General features: G+C 54.7%; 17 protein-coding genes. 4 read left to right on the forward strand and 13 right to left on the reverse strand.

Annotated features, from left to right (window positions below):
* Positions 1-214: 214 nt before the first annotated feature.
* The 5 genes from J4772_RS29720 to J4772_RS29740 are packed head-to-tail and all read right to left on the reverse strand — an operon-like array spanning position 215 to position 4,469.
* On the reverse strand, positions 215-1,486 hold the full coding sequence (locus tag J4772_RS29720) for an ABC transporter permease (protein ID WP_209072665.1): 1,272 nt from the start codon (positions 1,484-1,486) through the stop codon (positions 215-217).
* Positions 1,479-2,384 carry an ABC transporter ATP-binding protein gene (locus J4772_RS29725; RefSeq protein ID WP_116059810.1) on the reverse strand — a complete coding sequence of 302 codons (906 nt, stop codon included), beginning with the start codon at positions 2,382-2,384 and terminating at the stop codon, positions 1,479-1,481. The genes J4772_RS29720 and J4772_RS29725 overlap by 8 nt, the downstream gene beginning before the upstream one ends.
* Entirely contained in the window at positions 2,381-3,304 is a 924-nt protein-coding gene (locus J4772_RS29730) for an ATP-binding cassette domain-containing protein (protein WP_209072666.1), read from the reverse strand. Before J4772_RS29730 ends, J4772_RS29725 begins: the two co-directional genes overlap by 4 nt.
* Positions 3,301-3,708: a GntR family transcriptional regulator gene (locus tag J4772_RS29735; RefSeq protein ID WP_116059808.1), complete on the reverse strand. Its 408-nt coding sequence runs from the start codon at positions 3,706-3,708 to the stop codon at positions 3,301-3,303. Before J4772_RS29735 ends, J4772_RS29730 begins: the two co-directional genes overlap by 4 nt.
* A 29-nt stretch (positions 3,709-3,737) precedes the next feature.
* Positions 3,738-4,469 (reverse strand): hypothetical protein, encoded by a 732-nt coding sequence (locus tag J4772_RS29740; RefSeq protein WP_209072667.1) that lies wholly within the window; start codon positions 4,467-4,469, stop codon positions 3,738-3,740.
* A gap of 201 nt (positions 4,470-4,670) precedes the next feature.
* On the opposite strand from J4772_RS29740, the gene J4772_RS29745 reads away from it, so the two are divergent.
* Together J4772_RS29745 and J4772_RS29750 are read left to right on the forward strand one after the other, a co-directional pair.
* A complete protein-coding gene (locus tag J4772_RS29745) occupies positions 4,671-5,723 on the forward strand; it encodes a CAP domain-containing protein (protein ID WP_209072668.1) in 1,053 nt (350 codons plus the stop codon).
* Positions 5,724-5,781: 58 nt separating this feature from the next.
* A complete protein-coding gene (locus J4772_RS29750) occupies positions 5,782-6,723 on the forward strand; it encodes an RluA family pseudouridine synthase (RefSeq protein ID WP_247740889.1) in 942 nt (313 codons plus the stop codon).
* Positions 6,724-7,184: 461 nt separating this feature from the next.
* Here the strand turns inward: J4772_RS29750 and J4772_RS29755 are convergent, their stop codons facing one another.
* The 4 genes from J4772_RS29755 to J4772_RS29770 form a co-directional block, all read right to left on the reverse strand.
* Entirely contained in the window at positions 7,185-8,840 is a 1,656-nt protein-coding gene (locus J4772_RS29755) for a right-handed parallel beta-helix repeat-containing protein (protein WP_209072670.1), read from the reverse strand.
* Between the two features lie 19 nt (positions 8,841-8,859).
* A complete protein-coding gene (locus J4772_RS29760; protein WP_209072671.1) occupies positions 8,860-10,530 on the reverse strand; it encodes an extracellular solute-binding protein in 1,671 nt (556 codons plus the stop codon).
* An 83-nt stretch (positions 10,531-10,613) separates the two neighbouring features.
* Entirely contained in the window at positions 10,614-11,498 is an 885-nt protein-coding gene (locus J4772_RS29765) for a carbohydrate ABC transporter permease (RefSeq protein WP_209072672.1), read from the reverse strand.
* Between the two features lie 18 nt (positions 11,499-11,516).
* Positions 11,517-12,443, reverse strand: coding sequence for an ABC transporter permease (locus J4772_RS29770; RefSeq protein ID WP_246016440.1), 927 nt, complete (start codon positions 12,441-12,443; stop codon positions 11,517-11,519).
* A gap of 188 nt (positions 12,444-12,631) precedes the next feature.
* Here J4772_RS29770 and J4772_RS29775 point away from each other — a divergent pair, with 188 nt between their 5' ends.
* Positions 12,632-14,479, forward strand: coding sequence for a cache domain-containing sensor histidine kinase (locus tag J4772_RS29775; RefSeq protein WP_209072673.1), 1,848 nt, complete (start codon positions 12,632-12,634; stop codon positions 14,477-14,479).
* Between the two features lie 16 nt (positions 14,480-14,495).
* On the forward strand, positions 14,496-15,251 hold the full coding sequence (locus tag J4772_RS29780; RefSeq protein WP_209072674.1) for a response regulator transcription factor: 756 nt from the start codon (positions 14,496-14,498) through the stop codon (positions 15,249-15,251).
* A gap of 12 nt (positions 15,252-15,263) precedes the next feature.
* On the opposite strand, the gene J4772_RS29785 is transcribed toward J4772_RS29780, so the two are convergent.
* From J4772_RS29785 to J4772_RS29800, 4 genes are all read right to left on the reverse strand, one after another.
* Positions 15,264-15,692: a DMT family transporter gene (locus J4772_RS29785; protein ID WP_116059798.1), complete on the reverse strand. Its 429-nt coding sequence runs from the start codon at positions 15,690-15,692 to the stop codon at positions 15,264-15,266.
* Positions 15,693-15,870: 178 nt separating this feature from the next.
* Positions 15,871-16,605 (reverse strand): cyclic nucleotide-binding domain-containing protein, encoded by a 735-nt coding sequence (locus tag J4772_RS29790; RefSeq protein ID WP_209072675.1) that lies wholly within the window; start codon positions 16,603-16,605, stop codon positions 15,871-15,873.
* A 200-nt stretch (positions 16,606-16,805) separates the two neighbouring features.
* Positions 16,806-18,104 carry a TcaA 3rd/4th domain-containing protein gene (locus J4772_RS29795; RefSeq protein WP_209072676.1) on the reverse strand — a complete coding sequence of 433 codons (1,299 nt, stop codon included), beginning with the start codon at positions 18,102-18,104 and terminating at the stop codon, positions 16,806-16,808.
* 4 nt (positions 18,105-18,108) lie between these two features.
* Complete coding sequence (locus tag J4772_RS29800; RefSeq protein WP_209072677.1) at positions 18,109-19,275, reverse strand: PQQ-dependent sugar dehydrogenase; 1,167 nt, start codon at positions 19,273-19,275, stop codon at positions 18,109-18,111.
* Between the last annotated feature and the right edge of the window lie 15 nt (positions 19,276-19,290).

The raw sequence follows: 19,290 nt of genomic DNA on the forward strand, positions 1-19,290 counted from the left end.
TAAAACACCAAGCTCCATGGTATCATCTATGGTCAAATTCTGGGCAAAATAAACATGTAGATATTTTGAAGAATAGCAAAAAACCCTGATATACCAAAGGATCTGGCCATCAAGGTTCTTCACAATATCTCAAACATATGACGTTATTTATCTCAATTATTTCCGCAAACTATCTCAACTATAGACGTTACTCACAACTTCCTCACTAATTCCCCTACACCTTATAAGCCTTCATAGCCTTCACGATTTCCTTCATCGAAGGACGCTTGCCGTACATCAGTACGCCGACGCGGTAGATTTTCGCGGAGAGCCAGCCGATAGCCAGGATCGAAGCGATCAGAATACCGATGGACAGCGCGATCTCCCACCAAGCCGGTTCGGCCAAGCCGATCCGCAGGAACATGAGGAACGGGGAGAAGAACGGAATGTACTGGCAGACGACCATCAGCGTGCTGTCCGGCTGGTTCAGGCCGAACATGGCGATGTAGAAGCCGACAAGCGTGAGCATCGTAATCGGCATAACGGCCTGGCCGAGGTCCTCGGTACGGCTGACGATCGATCCAACCGCCGCAAACAAGGTCGCGTACAGGAAGAAGCCCGCCAGGTAGAAGAATACCGCGTAAACCAGCAGCAGCGGATCGATCGAGCTAAGATCGAAGCCGAAGCTTTTCAAAATGTCCGTGTTGTGCGGCAGCGTCAAGTTCGCGACAAGCGCGCCGACCAGAACGACGATTTGAATCATGGCCACGAGGAACGTTCCGAGAATTTTCCCCCACATCTGCTTCAGAGGAGATACGCTTGTTACGATGATTTCCATAACGCGGGAGCTCTTCTCCGCCGTAATCTCGGTAGCGATCAGTTGTCCCGTGATCATAACCGCCATGAACAGCATGATGATCATAATGTACGTCAACGCGATGGCCATGCCCTGCTCTTCCTCTGTCTTGCCTTTCTCATCCGTGAAGCTGACCTTCTGGGTCTGGAATGCAACCGGCGCGTACAGCTGTGCCTTCTGCGTCTCGTCCAGCCCTGCGCCCTCAAGCAAGGTATCGTATTTGACCTGTTGAAGAGCGGTCGCCAGCGAGGAGGAAATTCCTCCCTCGAATGCACTCTTGGAGTTGTAAGTGACTTTCGGGAACCCGGCCGCCGCATCGTCCGCGAACGTCAGGTAGCCTTTAAGATCGCTGTTCTCCAGTGCGGACTTCAATTGTTCCTCGGATGCCATGCCGACAAGCTCCACCTTAGGCTCCGGCAGCTTCGCGTAGTGATCTTTCAGCCCCTCTACGACCTGAGCCTGGCTTGCTTCCGCATAGCCGATTTTCGCGGCTTCGCCATCTCCGCCCCCGCTAAGCTTGTCGATCAGATAAGGCAGGTTGCCCCCAACGATCATCAGCGCCGCGAGCACCACCGTCATAATAATAAATCCTTTGCTGCGCAGCTTGTTGCGCATCGTAAACGACATTACCGTCCATAAGCTATTATTCATGGCTCTCACCTACCGTTTTAATAAAGATTTCGTTAAGCGTCGGTTCCAAGACTTCGAAGCGGTTAATCGGACCTTGCAGCAGAGCGTGCTTCAGAATACGCTGACCGACTTCCGGAGAATCTACCTTTAACTCGTAGCCGCCGTGCTCGTGCCGGAATACGTGCTTCACTCCCGTGATCGTATCCAATCCCTCAATCGTTCCGTCGCCCGCGACGATAACCCGCTCCTGAGGAAACTTCTTTTTGATTTCCTTGATCGGCCCTTGCAGTACCGGATTGGATTTGTGCATGATCGTAATGTTGCGGCACAGCTCCTCGACATGCTCCATTCGGTGCGTGGAGAACACGATGCTCGTTCCTCCGTCCCGCAGCTCTTTGACCGTCGATTTGAGCAGCTCCACATTAACCGGGTCGAGTCCGCTGAACGCCTCGTCGAGAATGAGAATTTTCGGATTATGGATGACCGCCGCGATAAACTGGATTTTCTGCTGGTTGCCCTTGGACAGCTCTTCGACCTTCTTGTTGTAATACTCCGGCACCTGGAACTTATCCAGCCACATTTTCAGATTCTTGTCCGCATCCTTGCGGGACATGCCGCGCAGCTGAGCCAGATACAAAATCTGCTCGCTTACCTTGATCTTCGGATACATCCCCCGCTCTTCCGGCAGGTAGCCCAGCATGCTAAGCTGCTGCTCGCTGTAGGGATTGCCTAAGTAACGAACATCTCCCTCGTCCGGCAAAATCAAGCCCAGAATCATACGCATCGTCGTCGTTTTCCCCGCACCATTGGCGCCCAGCAGTCCGTAGATTTCCCCTGCCGCTACATCGAAGCTAAGACCGTTAACGGCCCTCTTGTCGCCGTAATTTTTAATAATTTTATCTACCTTCAATGAATTCATCGTCTTGCTTCCTCCTTTCGAATTAAACAGCTCAATATATCTTCCAGCTCCATACGCTGGACGGCTACCACACGGAATCCGTTGTCGCGGCAATAAGCTTCGCCCCGCTCGGGATCGTCCACTTCAAGCCGGTAGAGCCCCGCTCCCGCTTCCGACAAGCCTTGAAAACCGGGAGCTCGCTGAAGCATCTCGCTTCCGCCCTTAGCAGCATAATCGATCTGCACGACGATCGTTCGCCAATCGTCCAATAACCGATCTTTCTCATAGAGCCCCAAAACTTTGCCTCTGTAGATAAACAGGATGTAATCTGCCAGTCGCTTGATTTCCTCTAAAATATGGGTAGCCAACACAAGCGTCCGATCGCCGGGCTCCATATAACGCCCCAGCTCCTCCAGCATCGTCTTCCAAGCGAACGGATCCAATCCCGATGAGGGTTCGTCGAGCAGCAGCAGGTCCGGGTCGTGGGCCATCGCAATGGAGAGCTCGGCCTTGCGCCTCATTCCTTTCGACATTTTGGACAGCTTGATTCCGCCGTCTACGTCGAAATGTCGGAGCAGCTTGTTGTACCTCTCCCACTCCCAGCTCGGATACCAGTACGAAGCGAACTTCGCTTTCTCGTTGGCGGTCAGATGACTCTCGTGAGCATGCGGGTTTTCGGCCAAAAATCCGATTCTGCTCTTATATTGATCGCCCTGGTTTCCGTCCAGCAGCGTGCCGAGCATCTCAATCTCTCCCGCCCGGACCGGCTCTAATCCCAGCAAAGCCCGAAACAGCGTGCTCTTGCCCGAGCCGTTCGGTCCGACGATCGCTGTAACCATCCCTTTAGGAATGCTGCAATCCACGGGGCCAAGAGCGAACCGTTCGTGCTGCAGCTTCATGCCGCGAAGGGAAATTGCAGCTTCCATATTCGCAATCGTCATGACGAGTCCTCCCCTTTCTCCGTCGCTTTTCGATGCAGCGCTTGCCGGAACGCCGTCTCGATCTCCTCCGGCGCACAGCCTAGCTGCAGCCCGATTTCGATCGCTTTTTCCAACTCCTGGGTCAACCTCTCTAGTCGATGCTCATCCCGAGCGACCGGCTCCACGCCTGCAACGAACGTCCCCGTGCCCTGTCTGGTGCGTATCAGGCCTTCGTTTTCAAGATCTTGATACACTCTCCTAACCGTGATCGCGCTGCATTTCAGCGATACCGCCAGCTCGCGAATCGAAGGCAGAAGAGTTCCTTCCTTCAGCTGTCCGCCGAGGATCAGGCCGCGAAGCTGCACCTCGATCTGGTGATAGAGCGGTTCCGGACGTTGTTCGTCAATCCGTATCGGCAGCCACACAAGCTCACCCCTCTTTCCTTGTCCGCCGCTTAGAGCGGCAACGATCTTCGGCGGATGCGTTCGATGGTCAGCTTATGTCCTATCAGGACCGAAGCTGCCGCGACGACCGCCATTCCGAGTATCGTCACCGGGCCGTACCCGTCTTTAATTAAATTCAACACGCTATGGAATACGTTTACTCCCTGCCACGTTAGCACGATCGAGAGCAATGCCACCGCGATCATCAGTCCGAAGTAGACCAAGCAATATTGCTTTCCGGTATATCCCAGCTCCATCAGAATAATGACCGGTATTATGATTAGCGCATAGCACATCCAGATCAGCCCGTTTTCGATCCATTGCATCGGCGTAACGTAATCTCGCAGCGCCGGCGTCAACAAGTACTGCGCCAGAAGGTAAACCCCGCCAATGATCGGAAGCATGACCGCGCTCTGCAGCATTCTGGCCCGAACGATCGAAGCGGCCGGGATCGGCATCGTACGCCATTGAGCGAGTCTTTTCGAATAGTAATCGTCTTTCCACATGTTCCACGAGGACTTGTTCATCACCATTCCGAAGATCGGATACATGGCCAGGGTCACCCAATCGATAAGGCCGTTTATGGCTCGCGGCACATCTTCTTCTCCTCCCAACACCCCATCGATGGCGGCGCTGTTAATCACCCCCAGATAAATGGCGAATACGAGGGTAAAGAGCATGCCGAACCGTTCTCGTCTCCACAAATAAGCTCCGATATAAGCGACGGCTTGCCGCTGGCTCATTGTCATTCCCCCAGCACAGTGTTCATGTGTGTATATCCATATACACACTATACAGTGCACAACACCTATCGTCAATACCTGGAAGGAATCTTTTTTCCTTATGGCGAATGATTGTAAGTAAAACTTATGCTTACCGTTTAATTAACCGTTCTGCGTACCTGCTCAGCCATCCAGAAAACCCACTGAAAGCGAGCTGTTCCTATGAAAATCAAAAGATTGGCGCTTGTGTGCGCTTCGCTGCTCGTCCTAACGCTATTTCCGCAGCCTTGGACGGTTTCCTCCGCGACAACCCCGCTGACGTCCGGCCTTCCGGCCCGCAGCGTGCAGGAAATCTCCGCTCAATGGAAAAAGCTGATGCAGCCTGCGGCGGATTACGAGAACCCGTATGCGAGTCTGCCTTCCGTCAGCAAGCCGTACGCTCCAGGCTCTCTGAAGTCGGGCTACATCCGGGACGGCGTGAACGCCGTCAACTTCTACCGCTTCATAAGCGGCCTTCCTTACGACTTGAGCGCGACGGCCAGCTTGAATGACCAAGCTCAGCATGGCGCGGTGCTGCTCGCCGCAGACGACGATTTCAGCCATGAGCCGGCTCGACCGGCGGACATGCCTCAAGCCTTCTATAAGAAAGGGTATGAATCCGCGTCCGCGTCCAATCTGTATGCTTACTACGGCTATGAGGATCATACGATGGCGCTGTCGATCGACGCCTATATGGAAGATTCCGATACAAGCAATCTGGCCGAGGTCGGGCATCGCAGATGGATTCTGAATCCGGCTCTGAAGCGGATCGGACTGGGGCAGGCCGCAAGCGAGTCGGGATGGCTCTATACCGTCATGCAAGTGTTCGACGAGAGCAGGACCAAAGTGCCCGACTACAACTATGTCCCTTATCCCGCTCAGGGAGCGTTCCCGCTGGAGGTATTCGGTCCGAACTACGCCTGGTCGATCAGTCTGAACGAAGCGAAATTCCGGGCGCCGGAGGCAAAAAAGATCACAGTAACGGTCGTACGGCAGAGCGATCGGAAAACGTGGACGCTGAATTCGAAATCCGGCAAAGTGGCTGAAAAGGGCAATTACTTTAACGTGGATACGAACGGGTACGGCTCGGGGACTGCGATTATTTTCCGACCGGGCGGCATTGCGGAGTATAAGGAAGGGGATCGTTATCAAGTGACGATTCGCGGGCTGCTCTCGAAATCAGGAACTGCCCAGACGCTGTCTTATAGCGTGAATTTCGTTCGTGCGGCTAAATGAGGTATAATCAATCGATTACAATCATCCCAAGATGCGAGAGGAACGATCAACTTTAAATATGAGAAAAGAAACTAAAGGCTCCCGTCGGCAAGCAGCGGCTTCTCCGAGCCGCAAGCCTGCGCCCGCCAGAAGGCTTCAAGTAACGGAGCCCGGCGAATTGTTGGAATTTCTGCTGGTCAAGCTTGCGCCGCAAGGACGCAACAGCATTAAATCTATGCTCGCTCACGGTCAGATCGCGGTCGACGATCGGATTGAGAAGCAGTACAACCATCCGCTTCGCCCCGGCCAGACGGTGACCGTGAGCAAAACTCGCTCATCGGCGTCAGCGCCTCTTGTCGGCCTGCGCATTCTACACGAAGACGATGCGGTGATCGTCGTTCATAAGGACGCCGGACTGCTGTCGATCGCGACCGCGCAGGAAACCGAGCTGACCGCCTATCGGCAGCTGACCGCCCACGTTCGTCAGGCCGATCCCAAAGCGCGTATTTTCGTGCTCCATCGGTTGGACAGAGAGACGTCCGGCGTCATGATGTTTGCCAAGAGCGAGCAGATTCAGAAAAAAATGCAGGACAACTGGAAGGATGTCGTTACGGAGAGGAAATATGTCGCGTTGGTTGAGGGCCTTGTTAAGAAAGCCAGCGGAACGATCTCGTCCTGGCTGAAGGAAACGTCGACGCTGAAAATGTATTCCAGTCCCGTAGCGAACGACGGGCAGCATGCGATCACGCACTACAAGGTGCTGAGAGCGAGCCGCAACTACTCCCTGGTGGAGCTTGAGCTGGAAACCGGACGCAAAAACCAGATTCGCGTCCATATGCAGGACATCGGTCATCCGATCGCCAGCGACAAGAAGTACGGTGCGAAGACAAAGCCGTTCTCCCGCCTTGGCCTTCACGCCCGCGTGCTTGCCTTCGAGCATCCGACGACCGGCAAGCCGATGCGCTTCGAGACGGACATCCCTAAGCCGTTCCTGAGTCAATTTAAGGAAGAGGCTCGTTAGTTAAGGGAATGGCGGCGGATCTATTTGCACACAAGGGTTTACGCGGGGAAGTTTGTGCGGAAAATCGTACAACACAGCTCGAATCAGGCTTAAACGGCGGACGTTTGTTCGAAAAGTCGTACAAAGCTGCTCTGCTCAGGCGCAAACGACGGAAGTTTGTAGGGGAAATCGTACAAATCGAACAAAATGAAGGGTTGTATGTCACTTGAGCGTCCTCGATGATTGTGCGGATAACTACTGGTAATTAGTTGAAAGCGTTTTGAGTCATGAATAGCCTAGAGACTGCCTCATGCGGTTCTGAAACGGGTACGTTGTAGCGCATAGACTGCCTCATAAGCCCCTGAAATTAGGAACGGATTTACCCGTTCCTATTTCAGGGGCTTACAGCATCGTAGGGAGATACATCCACCTTAACCTTTATCATCGATCATCTTGTACGACCTGTCTTATGGAACAGCCCCTTACTCTTCCACAACAACACGTTCGCAGCTCGCTTCGTCGATGGAGACTGCCTCCCCCGCTTCCTCGAAACGATTGCCCCTAACCAAAGCCGTATCCAACGACTCCAGCCTAACGGCGACCGCGCCGTTGCCACGAATGAAATTGTCGGTAAACGCGAACGACCGGTGAGTTCCGAGGCCGGCACGCTCGCTTTCCGTCATCACGACAAGCGCGGATGTTTTACGGTACGTCCCTGCTCCGAAGCCGCACGAGAGGAATTCGTTCCGCGTCACCGTCACGTTCGCCGTCGAGATCGATTCCTTCCAACCGTCCGCGCAGTTCACGTGGATGGCCGTTCCGGTGCAATGGTCGAACGTATTTCCGGAAATCTCCGCGTCCCGAGTCTGCACCAGAATAGCCCGCGCGCGGTTGTTGCGGACGATGCTGTCGCGAAATCGCAGCTTGGCGATTCGCGACGAATTTGCGAGCAGATCTTCCACAGAGAACCGCTCCGGAAGAGGTTCTTTGAAGCGCAGAGCGATGCCCCCATCCTCATCCGTCTCGACCTCGCGTACATGCAGCGTCGCATAAGGCTGCAAGTCGCGACGACTGGTGAACTCGATTGCGTCGCCGACGACGGGAACTTCCGGACATTCCGATTGGATGTCCGCATCCACTCCGCATAGGAGCGTATCGTCCCCCTTGCGTTCCCTGATGCTGAGATAGAAGCCGTGCACGTTAGTTGCGTCGTCCCCCATCCCTTCGAACAGGCAATCGTCGAACTCGATCGTTCCCATGCATCCTATAAAATGCGTCGCATCCGTGTTGGCGCTCATGATCCGCCCGCTTCCGGGCCGTCTCATGACTCGAAGCTCGCGCATCGAGACATCGCCGCAGTTGTGACCGATCACGCCCATCCCAGGCGCGGCGTAGACAGTCGCATTCTCCAGCTCGACGCGATCGCAGCCGTAAAACAGGAAAGCCGCCTTGTAATTCATGACATGCCGTACGATGACAGACATTCCGATCCCCGGAACCGCACGGTTGCCGCCACCGCCTTCCCGCATGCGAGCGCGCAGCGATTCCTTAAGCGTTACGCGCAACGTTTGCGGACCCGTCAACTCCGTGCGCTCTGCGATATGGAACCAGTCCACCATTCCGCGCAGCGGGTAATCGCTTCCCGGGATATAATCAATCAGTCCTGCGACCGGTATCCCTGAACGAACGGGATATTCGGAATCGAATTCGATCTCGAAGCCGTCCTCGTCGACCGAGACGATCCTTCCTTGCGAAAACGGCGGTCTGCTCCAGTCGACGACGACATTGCGGATTTCGACGCGACTGCAATTTTTGAAGCAAAACGGCTGGATCAGCCCATGACACATTAAGGTGGAGCCTTGAAAATCCAGGACGATGCGCTCTATTCCTTCCGCGCGGATCAGAACGTTCTTGTTCTCCGTGTCGTCTCCCAGATCCCACGAACCATTGCCCGCCATCAGCGTTTCAAAATCCTGGATCGCTTTGGCGTCCGCAATCTCGTACCGTCCGCGCTTAAACCTGAACACTCGCACTCCTTCATTCAAACCGTCGCGAATGAACGCCCGAATCCGATCGGCCGTATTTTCGCCCGTATCCGGCTCGATGCCGAACCTTGTCGCTTCCCGCACTGCGTCCATCCGATCTTCTCCGTCTCTATTATCGATTCGCGTTGTTCGCTTTGTAGATGTCCGTCCAGGCCTGCTCCACGTCCGCCAAGCCGAGCTTGTCGGCCTTCTCGATAAATTCCGCGTACAGGCTCATCGCCGTCGATTCATCCTTGGCGAAAATCATTTTCGAATAATAGCTGGAGTACAAGTCGATGATTTTCTTCTCCACGATCCCGATCGGCGTCGACGAATCCAGCGTGATGCCGGCGATTGAGGGATCGTATTCGACATAATCGGCGAACAACTTGTTGTACTCGGCGAATTGCGGATCGCTCGCATCCCATTCCGGTTCGTTCCACCAGGTGGAGTTGGCGGTCAGCCAATATTCCGAGAGGCCGTTCTTCTCCGCGACGCCGGACCAGTCCTTCTGCTTCTCCGCCCAATATTCCGGCAGGTACGTCGCTTTGCCGTCGACCATGCGGTAATGCGGACCTTGCGCGGCATCCACGTAAGTCTCCCCTTCGACGCCCCATTTCGTCAGCTTGTGGCCTTCCTGGGAGGACAGGAACGACAGGAACTGTATCGCCCGCTCCGGGTTCTTGTTCGTCTTCGGAATGGCGATCGCCGTCCAACCGCTGCCGTCTCTTACTTGTTTATAGGATGGGAACGGAGCCATTACAACATAGGAAGTGTTCGGATTGTCCGCAGGCACCTTCGTTCCGTCTCCGATCGTCCATACATAGGAGATGACATCTCCGTTATTCATTTTCTGTGTGGAAATATCTTTCGAATCGATATAGGAGTCCTTGGTTAGCAGCCCTTTGATCGCCAGTTTGTTCAGGAATTGAATGACATTCTGGTATTCCGCGCTTCTGAGCCCCGATTTCAGCGTATCGCCTTCCTTGACGAGTCCTTGAACGCCGAGCATCGCGGATGTTCCGAGCGTGACGACTTCGGTCAGATGCTTCGCGTTCGGAATGCCGCTTGCGCTCGTATAGAACCCGATCTTGTCCTTATGAAGCGCCTGAATCTGCTCCAGCGCCGCGATGAACGCGTCTTGGGTTCCGATGTCCGGCTTGCCGATCTCTTCCCAATAATCGTTGCGGATTGACCAGGACGTTTGATTGGAGCCGATGAGCGCGTTGTATTTTCTCGCGGACTCCTGGTATTGCTTGCCTTCGATGAAACTGACCAGCTTGTAGGTTTTGCCGTCGGCGGATTTGTAATTGGTCAGCGCCTCCTCCGGCAGAACGTTCCTCATCTCTGGCGCGTATTGATCGATCAGTTCGTCTAGCGAATACAGCATCTCTCCATCGATCATCCGCTGCAAAGCCGGATCGGACTTATCCAACAGCACGAAATCGGGAAGCTCGCGGTTCGACAGCATGATGTTGATTTTCTGATTATCGTCGGATACCGGCTTCGTAATATTGAGGGTTACTCCCGTCTTCTCCGTAATGCTCTTAGCGGCCGGATCGGACCAGTTCAATGCATACCACGAAAAGTTGACGTACATGTCGAACGTGATCGGCTCGGTCGACGGCGCTTGCGGCGATGCTGCGGCGGATTCCGATGGACTAGTGGACGCGGACCCGGTCGCGGCCGGCTCCGATGAAGCCGAATTTCCTTTGTTAGATGAACAACCGGCAAGCAGACCTGCGATAAGAACCGCGCAAATGAACCAGGCGAAGCTTATTTTGCTTTTTCTCATGCTTCTCATGCGAGATGACCTCCTAGTATTCTATTTATTTTAACTCGCCGGCCTTGCGATAGACCAGCCAGCCAAAATCTTCTTAGCTTGTCTCAGGCTTTGATCGATCCTACGAGCATGCCTTTGACGAAAAATCTCTGGACGAACGGATAGAGCAGCGTAATCGGCAGGATCGAGACGAACAGCGTCGCATAGCGCAGCGATTCCATCGTGACCTTCGACTGATGATTGCCCAAGTATTGCTGAATCTGCTGCTGCGCTTCGCTGAGCGACAACAAACGGATCAGGATGACCGGCAGCGTCTGCAAGCTTTCCCGAGAGATGAAGAACGAAGGAACGAAGTAATCGTTCCAATGGTTAACGCCCACAAACAGCGAGATCGTGGCCACGACCGGCATGGACAGCGGAATGACCAGCTTGAAAAAAATGTACAGGTCGTTCGCCCCGTCGATATAAGCGGATTCGTAGAGCTCCTTGGGCAGCTCGCGGAAAAACGCCATGAACAGCAGGCAGTGAAAAAACGTGAACAACGACGGCAGAACGTACACCAGAAAATTGTTCAGCAGATGAAGCTCGTTCAGGACAAAGTAGAGCGGAATAAGTCCGCCGGAGAAGTACATCGTCACAATCGCCATGGCCAGGTAGAGCTTCCTGAATCGCAGGTTCTCCTTGGTCAGCGCGTAGGCCGCCATCGCGGTGACGAGCACCGCGGCCGCGGTTCCGACGACCGTTCGGGCTACGGACATGCCCAAGCCGGTAATCAAATAGTTTTGCATGAACACCATCGAATAGTTTTCCAGCGAGAATTTTCTCGGGTAAAAATAAATGTTGCCGCTCGCCGCATCCGCTCCGTCGTTCAACGAATTAATCAATACGTAATAAAGAGGATAAGCCGCCACGATCAGCAGAACGAGCGCAATGAGCACGGCAGCAGCATTAACGGCCTTGTCCTCCCATGTCAGCTTGATAGCGTTCATCGATATATCGCCCCCTTCCTAGAAAATGTTGCTCCCGTTGATCTTCTTGGCGGCCCAGTTCGCGGCCAGAAGCAGGACAAGCGAGATGCACGACTGGAATAGATCGACCGCCGTCGCGAAGGCGTATCGCATTTGAAGCAGCCCGTTGTCGAGCGTGTAGTAGCCGAGCACGTACGAAGTATCGCGGTTAAATACGTTGCCGAGCAAATACGACTGGTTAAAATTCGAGCCTCCGTAGATCAGACTTCCGATGTTGAGAATGAGCAGCACCATGATCGTGCTGCGGATCGCCGGCAAGTTGATATGCCAGATCGTTCGCAGCCTTCCCGCTCCGTCCACCTTCGCGGCCTCATAGATTTCCGTATTGATTCCGGTAATCGCGGCGAGATAGATAATCGCTCCCCATCCCGTCTCCTGCCACAGATCGAGCGAAGCTCCCAGCGTCCAGAAATGTCCCGGCTCGGCAAGAAACTCGATCGGACCGTTCGTCAGCCCGAGACTTTGCAGCAGTCCGTTCACGATTCCCTTCGGATCCAGGAAAATCATCGTCAGCGTGGCGATGATGACATAGGACAGAAAATGCGGCAGCGTCGTCAGCGTCTGCGTCCACTTTTTGAAGCGCGCAAGCGGAAGCTCGTTCAGAATCAAAGCGAACAGGACGGGCGCCAGGAACGTGACGACCAGCTTGATCGAGCTCATCGCCAGCGTGTTACGCAAGGCGCTATGAAAACGCTCGTCGCCGAACATCTCGCGAAAATGATCGAACCCGACCCAAGCCCCTCCGAACAAGCCGTCGAGCACGTTATAATCTTTGAATGCGATTACAATTCCGAACATCGGAAGATAGCTGAAAATCAACAGCGTCAACAACGCCGGCAACAGCATCAACTGCAAAATCAGCTGGTTATCCCATCCGCGAGAGGATTTGATTTTTCTAGGATGCACCGGGATCTCCCCTTTCCTTGTTTCGATTGCTCCTTCGTGGCGGCTGATTCCATTGTAGACGCTCGTTTTTCCGAAATCAGGAGAATATCTTTGGGTTTAGTCGACGATTTATGGCTCTTTGATTCGCGGCCCGTCCATCGTATGGACGAATATCCGAGCATCCCCTACAATAAAACCAGGTGATGCCCATGCGACTGCTTCCGCTGCCCGGCCGGTTCCGCAGGTTCAGCTTCAAGTCCAAGCTGTTCCTCTCCTATATCCTGATCGTGCTTATTCCCGTCTCGATCAGCGCGGTGTGGATCTACAACGAAGTCATTGTGCCCATGCGCGGAGAGCGAATCCAGTCGGTCGACCAAACGATGAGCCAACTCCAAACGGCCGTCAACAAAGAGGTTGACGACATTGAGAAAACCGGCTATTTGATTTCCACGAACATTGTGCTGAAGAAGGCGCTCCTCAAAAGGTATTACGACCAATCCGAGCTGATCGACGTCATGAACACCTCGATTCAATCGCTGCTGTCCTGGTTTGCGTCCACGCATCAAGACATTGGGGAATTTCGGTTTTTTACCGTTAACGAAACGCTTCCTGAAAGCGATTTCTTCCTGCCGGTCTCGCGATACTCGGGAGAAATCTGGTTCCGTACCCTGCAAGAACGCATCAAGACGACGTACCCTTATTGGGAAAGCTGGCATGTGCAACGAGATTATCCTTACGGCAAAAAAAGCAATGATCCGGTGTATTCGCTGTTTTACCCGATCAATGAAGATTTCGCCGGGGAAACTTCGTATCTGGAGCTTGAGATCGACATCGATCGCTTCTTCTCCAAGTCGATCTCTATGGCGCTGTCGCCCTCCGGCGGCGTGTTCGCTGTCGATTGGAGCGGCCAACTGCTGTCCGTTCCCCGTGAGTTCGACGAATCGACGACACAACAGGCGAGCCGCGACGCTTTCCGGCGAATCGATCTGTCCGTTGCCGGCCAAGGCAACATGGAGCTGAACGGCGTTTCCTACCGTTATGCCGTTCAGCCCATCGATCGACTGCACACTTCCCTCGTCGGACTCTTGACCCATTCCGAGATCAATCGTCCGTGGGCGAAGACGAGAGACGCGTTCCTGCTGCTGATCCTGCTGCTCACCGTTCTGCTCGCCATTCTCTCGTTCGCGCTGGCCGGACTGCTGATCAAGAAAATCGTGCGCATCGTCGGCAACGTCCGCAAAATCCAGAACGGAAACTTCAAGGTGCGCATCCCCGTCAAAGGCGAGGACGAGATCGATTTGCTCGCTGTGAATATCAACTCGATGGCCGGACAGATCGACGACCTGGTCAATCGCGTATATAAGTCGCAAGTGTCCCAGAAAGAAGCGGAGCTTAAAGCGCTGCAAGCGCAGATCAACCCGCATTTCTTGTTCAATACGTTGGAGACGCTTCGCATGATGGCCGAGACCGAAGACCAGGCGAAGCTGTCCGACGCGATTGCCGCACTGGGCAACATCATGAGATACAACATCTATAACGGCCAAGAAGCGATCGCGCTCGAGACGGAGCTTGAGCATATTCAAGACTACTTGCACATCCAGAACCTGCTGTTGAATCAACGGGTAAGCCTGGAATGCGCCATTCCGCAATCGTTAATGGCGTTTCGGATTCCGAACCTGCTGCTGCAGCCCCTTGTCGAGAATTGCATCGTTCACGGCATGCGCGGATTCAGCGGCAGACTGACGATCCGCATTTCGGCGGAAGATTTGCCCAACCATCTGATTCGGTACGAGGTGCGGGACAACGGCATGGGGATCTCTCCCGAACGTTTGGATGCGCTCCGAGACCGACTGTCCCGCGAACCCGACCAGAAACCGGTTCCGATCGTCGCCCGGGAAGCGGCCAGCGCTGGCTCCCGCTCGGGAAGCATCGGGCTTGCGAACGTGCGCGACCGCATTCATTACTGCTACGGCTCCTCGGCCGGCATGGAGATCGACGCTACTCCGGGCGGGGGAACGATCGTCGCATTGATCCTGCCGGCGAACTTCATCTTATAGAAGCGAGGCGAACAAAATGTACCGATTGCTGATTGTAGAGGACGAGGATATTATCCGGACGGGAATCAAGAAGATTATCCAGGAGATGGATCTGGGGTTCGTTTCCATTCTTGAAGCTTCCAGCGGAAGGCAGGCGCTGGAAATCGCAGGCGCACAGGAGGTGCACGTGCTGGTCACGGATATTCGCATGGGGGACGGGGACGGACTGGAGCTGCTGGCCGATCTGGCCCAAGCGGGGATCCGCTGCAAAACGATCATTCTGAGCGGTTACGGCCAATTCTCGTATGCGCAGCAAGCCATTTCTCTCGGAGTCGGCGAATACCTGCTTAAGCCGATTAAGAAGAAGAACCTGTATGATGCGTTGACGAAGCTGATCGCACAGTTGGATTCGGAGCGCCTCTTGCGTCCCGCTCGCGAAACGGCGGAAACCCGGCCCTCGGCCTACGATAACCATTCGATTGCCCACATCGTGGAGTTCCTGGAACGCCATTACGACCAAGATATCACGCTGCGCTCCGCAGCGGAACAAATTTTCATGAACCCGAGCTATTTCAGCTCCTTATTCAAGAAGAAGACGGGAGTTAATTTCGTTCGTTATTTGCAAAAGCTGCGCATCGAGAAATCGAAGATGCTTCTTCTGGACCCGAAGTATAAAATTTACGAGATCGCTACAAAAATCGGATTCTCCGACGAGAAATATTTTTTCAAAGTATTCAAAAGCGTCACCGGCATTACGCCCAACGAGTACCGGGACAACAAGGAGCGCGCATAAGCGGACGTCGGCTTATTTGAGCTTGAAAATGGCGACTCCCGCGATCATAACGCCGATGCCGATCAATCTGTTGGCCGACAGCGCCACCTTGTCGACGCCGAACAGGCCGAAGCTTTCGACGGCGAGCGTTCCGAGCAGCTGCGCGATCAGCAGAATGGCGATTGCGTACGCCGGGTTGAGCGCAATAACCGACTTCATGGCCGTGAAGACGATTACGACGCCCATGCAGCCGCCGAGAAGATACAGCTTGTTGACTGAACCGAGCTTATGCAAGCTTCCGTCTCTTATGAGCCAGAACACGACGAGAGACAGAACGAAACCCGAGCCGTGCACGATCGCGTTCGTCAGCCAGAAGCCGACCTTCTCGCTAAGCCGCACGTTAAATATCCCTTGAACGCTAACGAACAAGCCCGCAATCAGCGCGTATAGAGCTCCCAACATTTTCGCTTCACCTCTCCTTGGGCGAGTATGCCTACTCCGAGGATAGTAGATTTGGTCGAATTTTCGTTCCATGCAACGAACTATTGTGAAGGCGTACCGGGGGTGCGTCAAGCGAAAGTAACGACGCAGGGGGCGAAAAGACGGTGAAAGAGCCCCTGAGCAGGTTTGCATACACGCCCTAGCTGTACAATGTGCCGCTCGCAAGACGCTGTAAGCCGGCAATATCCTTGACGTACAGAGCTCCCCTCGACCGTTCGACCAATCCCTGCGCGACAAACTGCGCGATCACCCGATTCAGATGACGGTAGCTCGTTCCGAGAAGCTCCGCGATTTCGGTCAGCTTGGATGCTTTCAGCTCCTCGATCCGCTCGCGGTCGTGCTCGTCGGCCGTAATCGCGACCAGATAGCTGGCAAACCTCGTTTCCACCGGGTACAAAATATTGAGGCTGGCGACCGTGGAGTTCGTATTCAGCTTGCGTGCCAGATGCTTGATAATAAAGCGCAGGAACGCCGGGTCTTCGCTCGCCGTATCAGCCAGTGCCTGCCGCTTAATGCCGATAAACAGCGTGTTCCCCACCGATTCCACCGAGTTGTTGACCTTCAAGTCGCCCAGCATCTCCATGTCCCCGATCAGGCTGAGCGGGTTGTTGAAGCGGAGCAAAATCGATTTGCCGTTGGGCAGCACCCGATAAATTTTGAGCTTGCCCCGGACCAGCATGAAGAGATGTTCGATGCTGTCCTCGGCCCGACAGATCATCTCCCCTTTGCCGAACTCGTATAGCTCCATGACCGCTTCCGTCTTCTCTCCGAACATGCCGGCCAGCCTCTGCTCTTCCATAACTCTCCGCAGCAGCGCCGGATCGCGAATTTGTCTCATCCCGTTCACCTGACCGTCCACATCTATTGTCTGCACCCATTGTAAAACCATTATTCCCTGAGTAAAAGGACATATGTCCCATTGGAAGTACGAATTTAATTTGCGTGACAAATGAAACGGGGTTATCTAGGTTATCTCATAAGTAAAGGCATCTATCTCTTGGACACTGCCTCATATAGCAGTGGAAGGAGATAGATGCCCTCAACTTTTAATTAATCAATTTACGTAAACGAGGTTTAACCCTCGTAGCTCTTCACATTCGAGGAAAGAACCGAGGAGCCGGCATCCGACCATTCGTATACAATCCATTTGCCGTTGTCGTAACGAAGCCTATAGCTTATCGTCTGCGAGCCGGCGACCGGATCGGGTCTGAAGTCGAACGCTCCGTAATAATAGGCTTCCTCGTAATCGAGTCGACCCAGCACGGTCGCCGAGTAGTCCGAAGCGTCCAGTTGGTCGAGGCGCAAGCTATCCCGGTCGAAAACCGCCCGTTTCAGCTTCCCGATATAGTGCTCGTCTCCGGCGACCATATCGGCGAAATGGCTGGCCAAGTCGGCTTTGCGATCCGAATGGACGTTCCGAAGCCGCTCCGCATCGCGTTCGCGGAACGCCTCATACCAGCTGGACGCGAACGCGTGCGCGGCATCCACGATCTGCTCCTTCGTCTCGTCCGTTAAGGCGGACAGCTTGAACTCCGCCCGCGTGCCGTCGATCGGCCGCTCCTCGCTCTTCACGGTACCCCACGGATAATCGGCCTCCACATGTATCGTATTCGAGCCGTCCGTCGCGATTGGTCCGATCCGCTGTCCCTCTTCTACGCTTAATCCGATATCTTCTCCGTTAATGAAAATACGGGCAAAGCCGTTGTTCGAGAATACGTCGACATATTCGCCTTTCAGCGGAACCTCTAGCGGATGCGCCGTGCTTCCCAGAGGGAACAGAGCCAGCTCGACCTCATTTTCCAGGGTCGTATATTTCCCCGCGTATACCGCTTTGACCTTATATTTCCCTGGCAGCAGCGGGCCCATCTGAAGAGTCGAGCCTCCTACCCCGGCAATTCCCGCTTCTTCCCCGTTCAGCATAATCCGCGCGCCGCCGAAATTCGTCGTTACCGGAACCTTGTAGCTGCGCAGCTTAAGCTCATAATCGTCGAAGATGAACCAGCGCTTCTTCTCCTTCTTGTGCGCATAAACAAACGCGGACTCTCCGTCGTTCGTCGAAGCTACCGCCGAGCCGTCGCTCAAACGCGCGATTTCCGACTTCAGTCTGGAAAGCACCGCATGCTTCGCCGGCCCGTCCGCACCGAGATAGCTGACGATCGCCTCCGCCGTCGCGCGCTCTACAGCCGCGCCTTCATCGGACGCGGCGAACAGGCTCAGCAGCTTGTCCGGCTGCCCGTTGTCGATCGAGCTTTCGAAGCGCTCAAGCAGCCTCTGCTCGTCCGTCAAGTAGTTGCCCAGGAAATATAACCCGACAACCGCGAGAACCGCGAACGCCGCCGCTCCGATCGTGATTTTCATTTTCTTGGATGTCATATGCTCACCTAATCTTTGTCATTCTGAGTACTTGCCCATCGGCGGTGCAGACGTACAGCTCATTATTCGCATCCAAGCCGAACGAGGTGACGTTGTGGTCGGAGGTCAGCAGCGTTCGGTGCTCGGCGCTGCCATCTTCCCGCTCCCGCAGCGCCCATATCGTGCCCATGCCATAATCCGCATAGACGTACCAGCCCGTCAAATCCGGTATATCGCTTCCGCGATATACGTAGCCTCCCGTTACCGATACGCCGTCATCCCGACCGTACGAGAATAAGGGGTCTATTAAACCGTCCCGCTGGCAGTCGCTCTTCGGATTATAGCATTCCGTCCCCTCCATCAGCCGCCAGCCGTAATTGCCGCCGCGCTGGATCAGGTTGATCTCCTCAAAGCGGTCCTGGCCTACGTCCGCCGCCCACAGCTTGCCGCTCTCCTCGTCGAAGCTGAAGCGCCAAGGGTTGCGCAGCCCGTATGCATAGATTTCGGGTCGTCCGCTGTCCAGGAACGGGTTGTCCGGAGGAATCGCATATGCGAGCTCCCCCGTCTTGCCGCTCACGTCTATTCGCAATATTTTGCCAAGCAGACTGTCCAGGTTCTGGCTGTGGTTCTGCGGATCGCCGCCGCTGCCTCCGTCTCCGGCCGCGATATACAAATAACCGTCCGGTCCGAACGCCAATTGACCGCCGTTATGGTTGGAATAAGGCTGCTCGAACGTGAGCAGCACCTGCTCGCTGCCCGGATCCAGCTTTCCCGTGTCGTTCGGGTCGGCGGTATACCGCGCAATAACCGTATGCGTCTTGGTCGTGTAGTTCACATAGGCGTCGTTCGGACGCTGCGGATCGAAGGCGAGCCCCAGTAGCCCCTGCTCTCCGCCTTTGTCGTGCACGCGCTCCCGGATGTCCAGTACGATCTCGGCCGCTTGATCCGGTCTGCTTAGACTTTTGCTTACGATTCGTCCCGGCTGCTCGACGAGATAGATCGCATCCGGATCGCCCTCCCGCCGTTCCAACCCTACGGGCTTGTCGAACGTCTCTTCTCCGAAGACCGGTTCAAGCGCCACAACGCCGCTGCTTGCGGAGTCCGCCGGCTTCGGCTTATCCGCCCCGCCCCAGCATGCGGTCAGGCCCAGGATAACGATCAGCCCCGCAAGCGAGACCCCAACGATTCTCAACTTAGCCCTCCCCCT

The sequence above is a fragment of the Cohnella sp. LGH genome (assembly GCF_017671885.1).
Taxonomy (GTDB): domain Bacteria; phylum Bacillota; class Bacilli; order Paenibacillales; family Paenibacillaceae; genus Cohnella; species Cohnella phaseoli.

Excerpts from the sequence above, each read along its gene's own strand:
- J4772_RS29720 (WP_209072665.1), bottom strand. The coding sequence starts at position 1,486 with ATGAATAATAGCTTATGGACGGTAATGTCGTTTACGATGCGCAACAAG.
- J4772_RS29725 (WP_116059810.1), bottom strand. The coding sequence starts at position 2,384 with ATGAATTCATTGAAGGTAGATAAAATTATTAAAAATTACGGCGACAAG.
- J4772_RS29730 (WP_209072666.1), bottom strand. The coding sequence starts at position 3,304 with ATGACGATTGCGAATATGGAAGCTGCAATTTCCCTTCGCGGCATGAAG.
- J4772_RS29740 (WP_209072667.1), bottom strand. The coding sequence starts at position 4,469 with ATGAGCCAGCGGCAAGCCGTCGCTTATATCGGAGCTTATTTGTGGAGA.
- J4772_RS29745 (WP_209072668.1), top strand. The coding sequence starts at position 4,671 with ATGAAAATCAAAAGATTGGCGCTTGTGTGCGCTTCGCTGCTCGTCCTA.
- J4772_RS29750 (WP_247740889.1), top strand. The coding sequence starts at position 5,782 with ATGAGAAAAGAAACTAAAGGCTCCCGTCGGCAAGCAGCGGCTTCTCCG.
- J4772_RS29755 (WP_209072670.1), bottom strand. The coding sequence starts at position 8,840 with ATGGACGCAGTGCGGGAAGCGACAAGGTTCGGCATCGAGCCGGATACG.
- J4772_RS29760 (WP_209072671.1), bottom strand. The coding sequence starts at position 10,530 with ATGAGAAGCATGAGAAAAAGCAAAATAAGCTTCGCCTGGTTCATTTGC.
- J4772_RS29765 (WP_209072672.1), bottom strand. The coding sequence starts at position 11,498 with ATGAACGCTATCAAGCTGACATGGGAGGACAAGGCCGTTAATGCTGCT.
- J4772_RS29775 (WP_209072673.1), top strand. The coding sequence starts at position 12,632 with ATGCGACTGCTTCCGCTGCCCGGCCGGTTCCGCAGGTTCAGCTTCAAG.
- J4772_RS29780 (WP_209072674.1), top strand. The coding sequence starts at position 14,496 with ATGTACCGATTGCTGATTGTAGAGGACGAGGATATTATCCGGACGGGA.
- J4772_RS29785 (WP_116059798.1), bottom strand. The coding sequence starts at position 15,692 with ATGTTGGGAGCTCTATACGCGCTGATTGCGGGCTTGTTCGTTAGCGTT.
- J4772_RS29795 (WP_209072676.1), bottom strand. The coding sequence starts at position 18,104 with ATGACATCCAAGAAAATGAAAATCACGATCGGAGCGGCGGCGTTCGCG.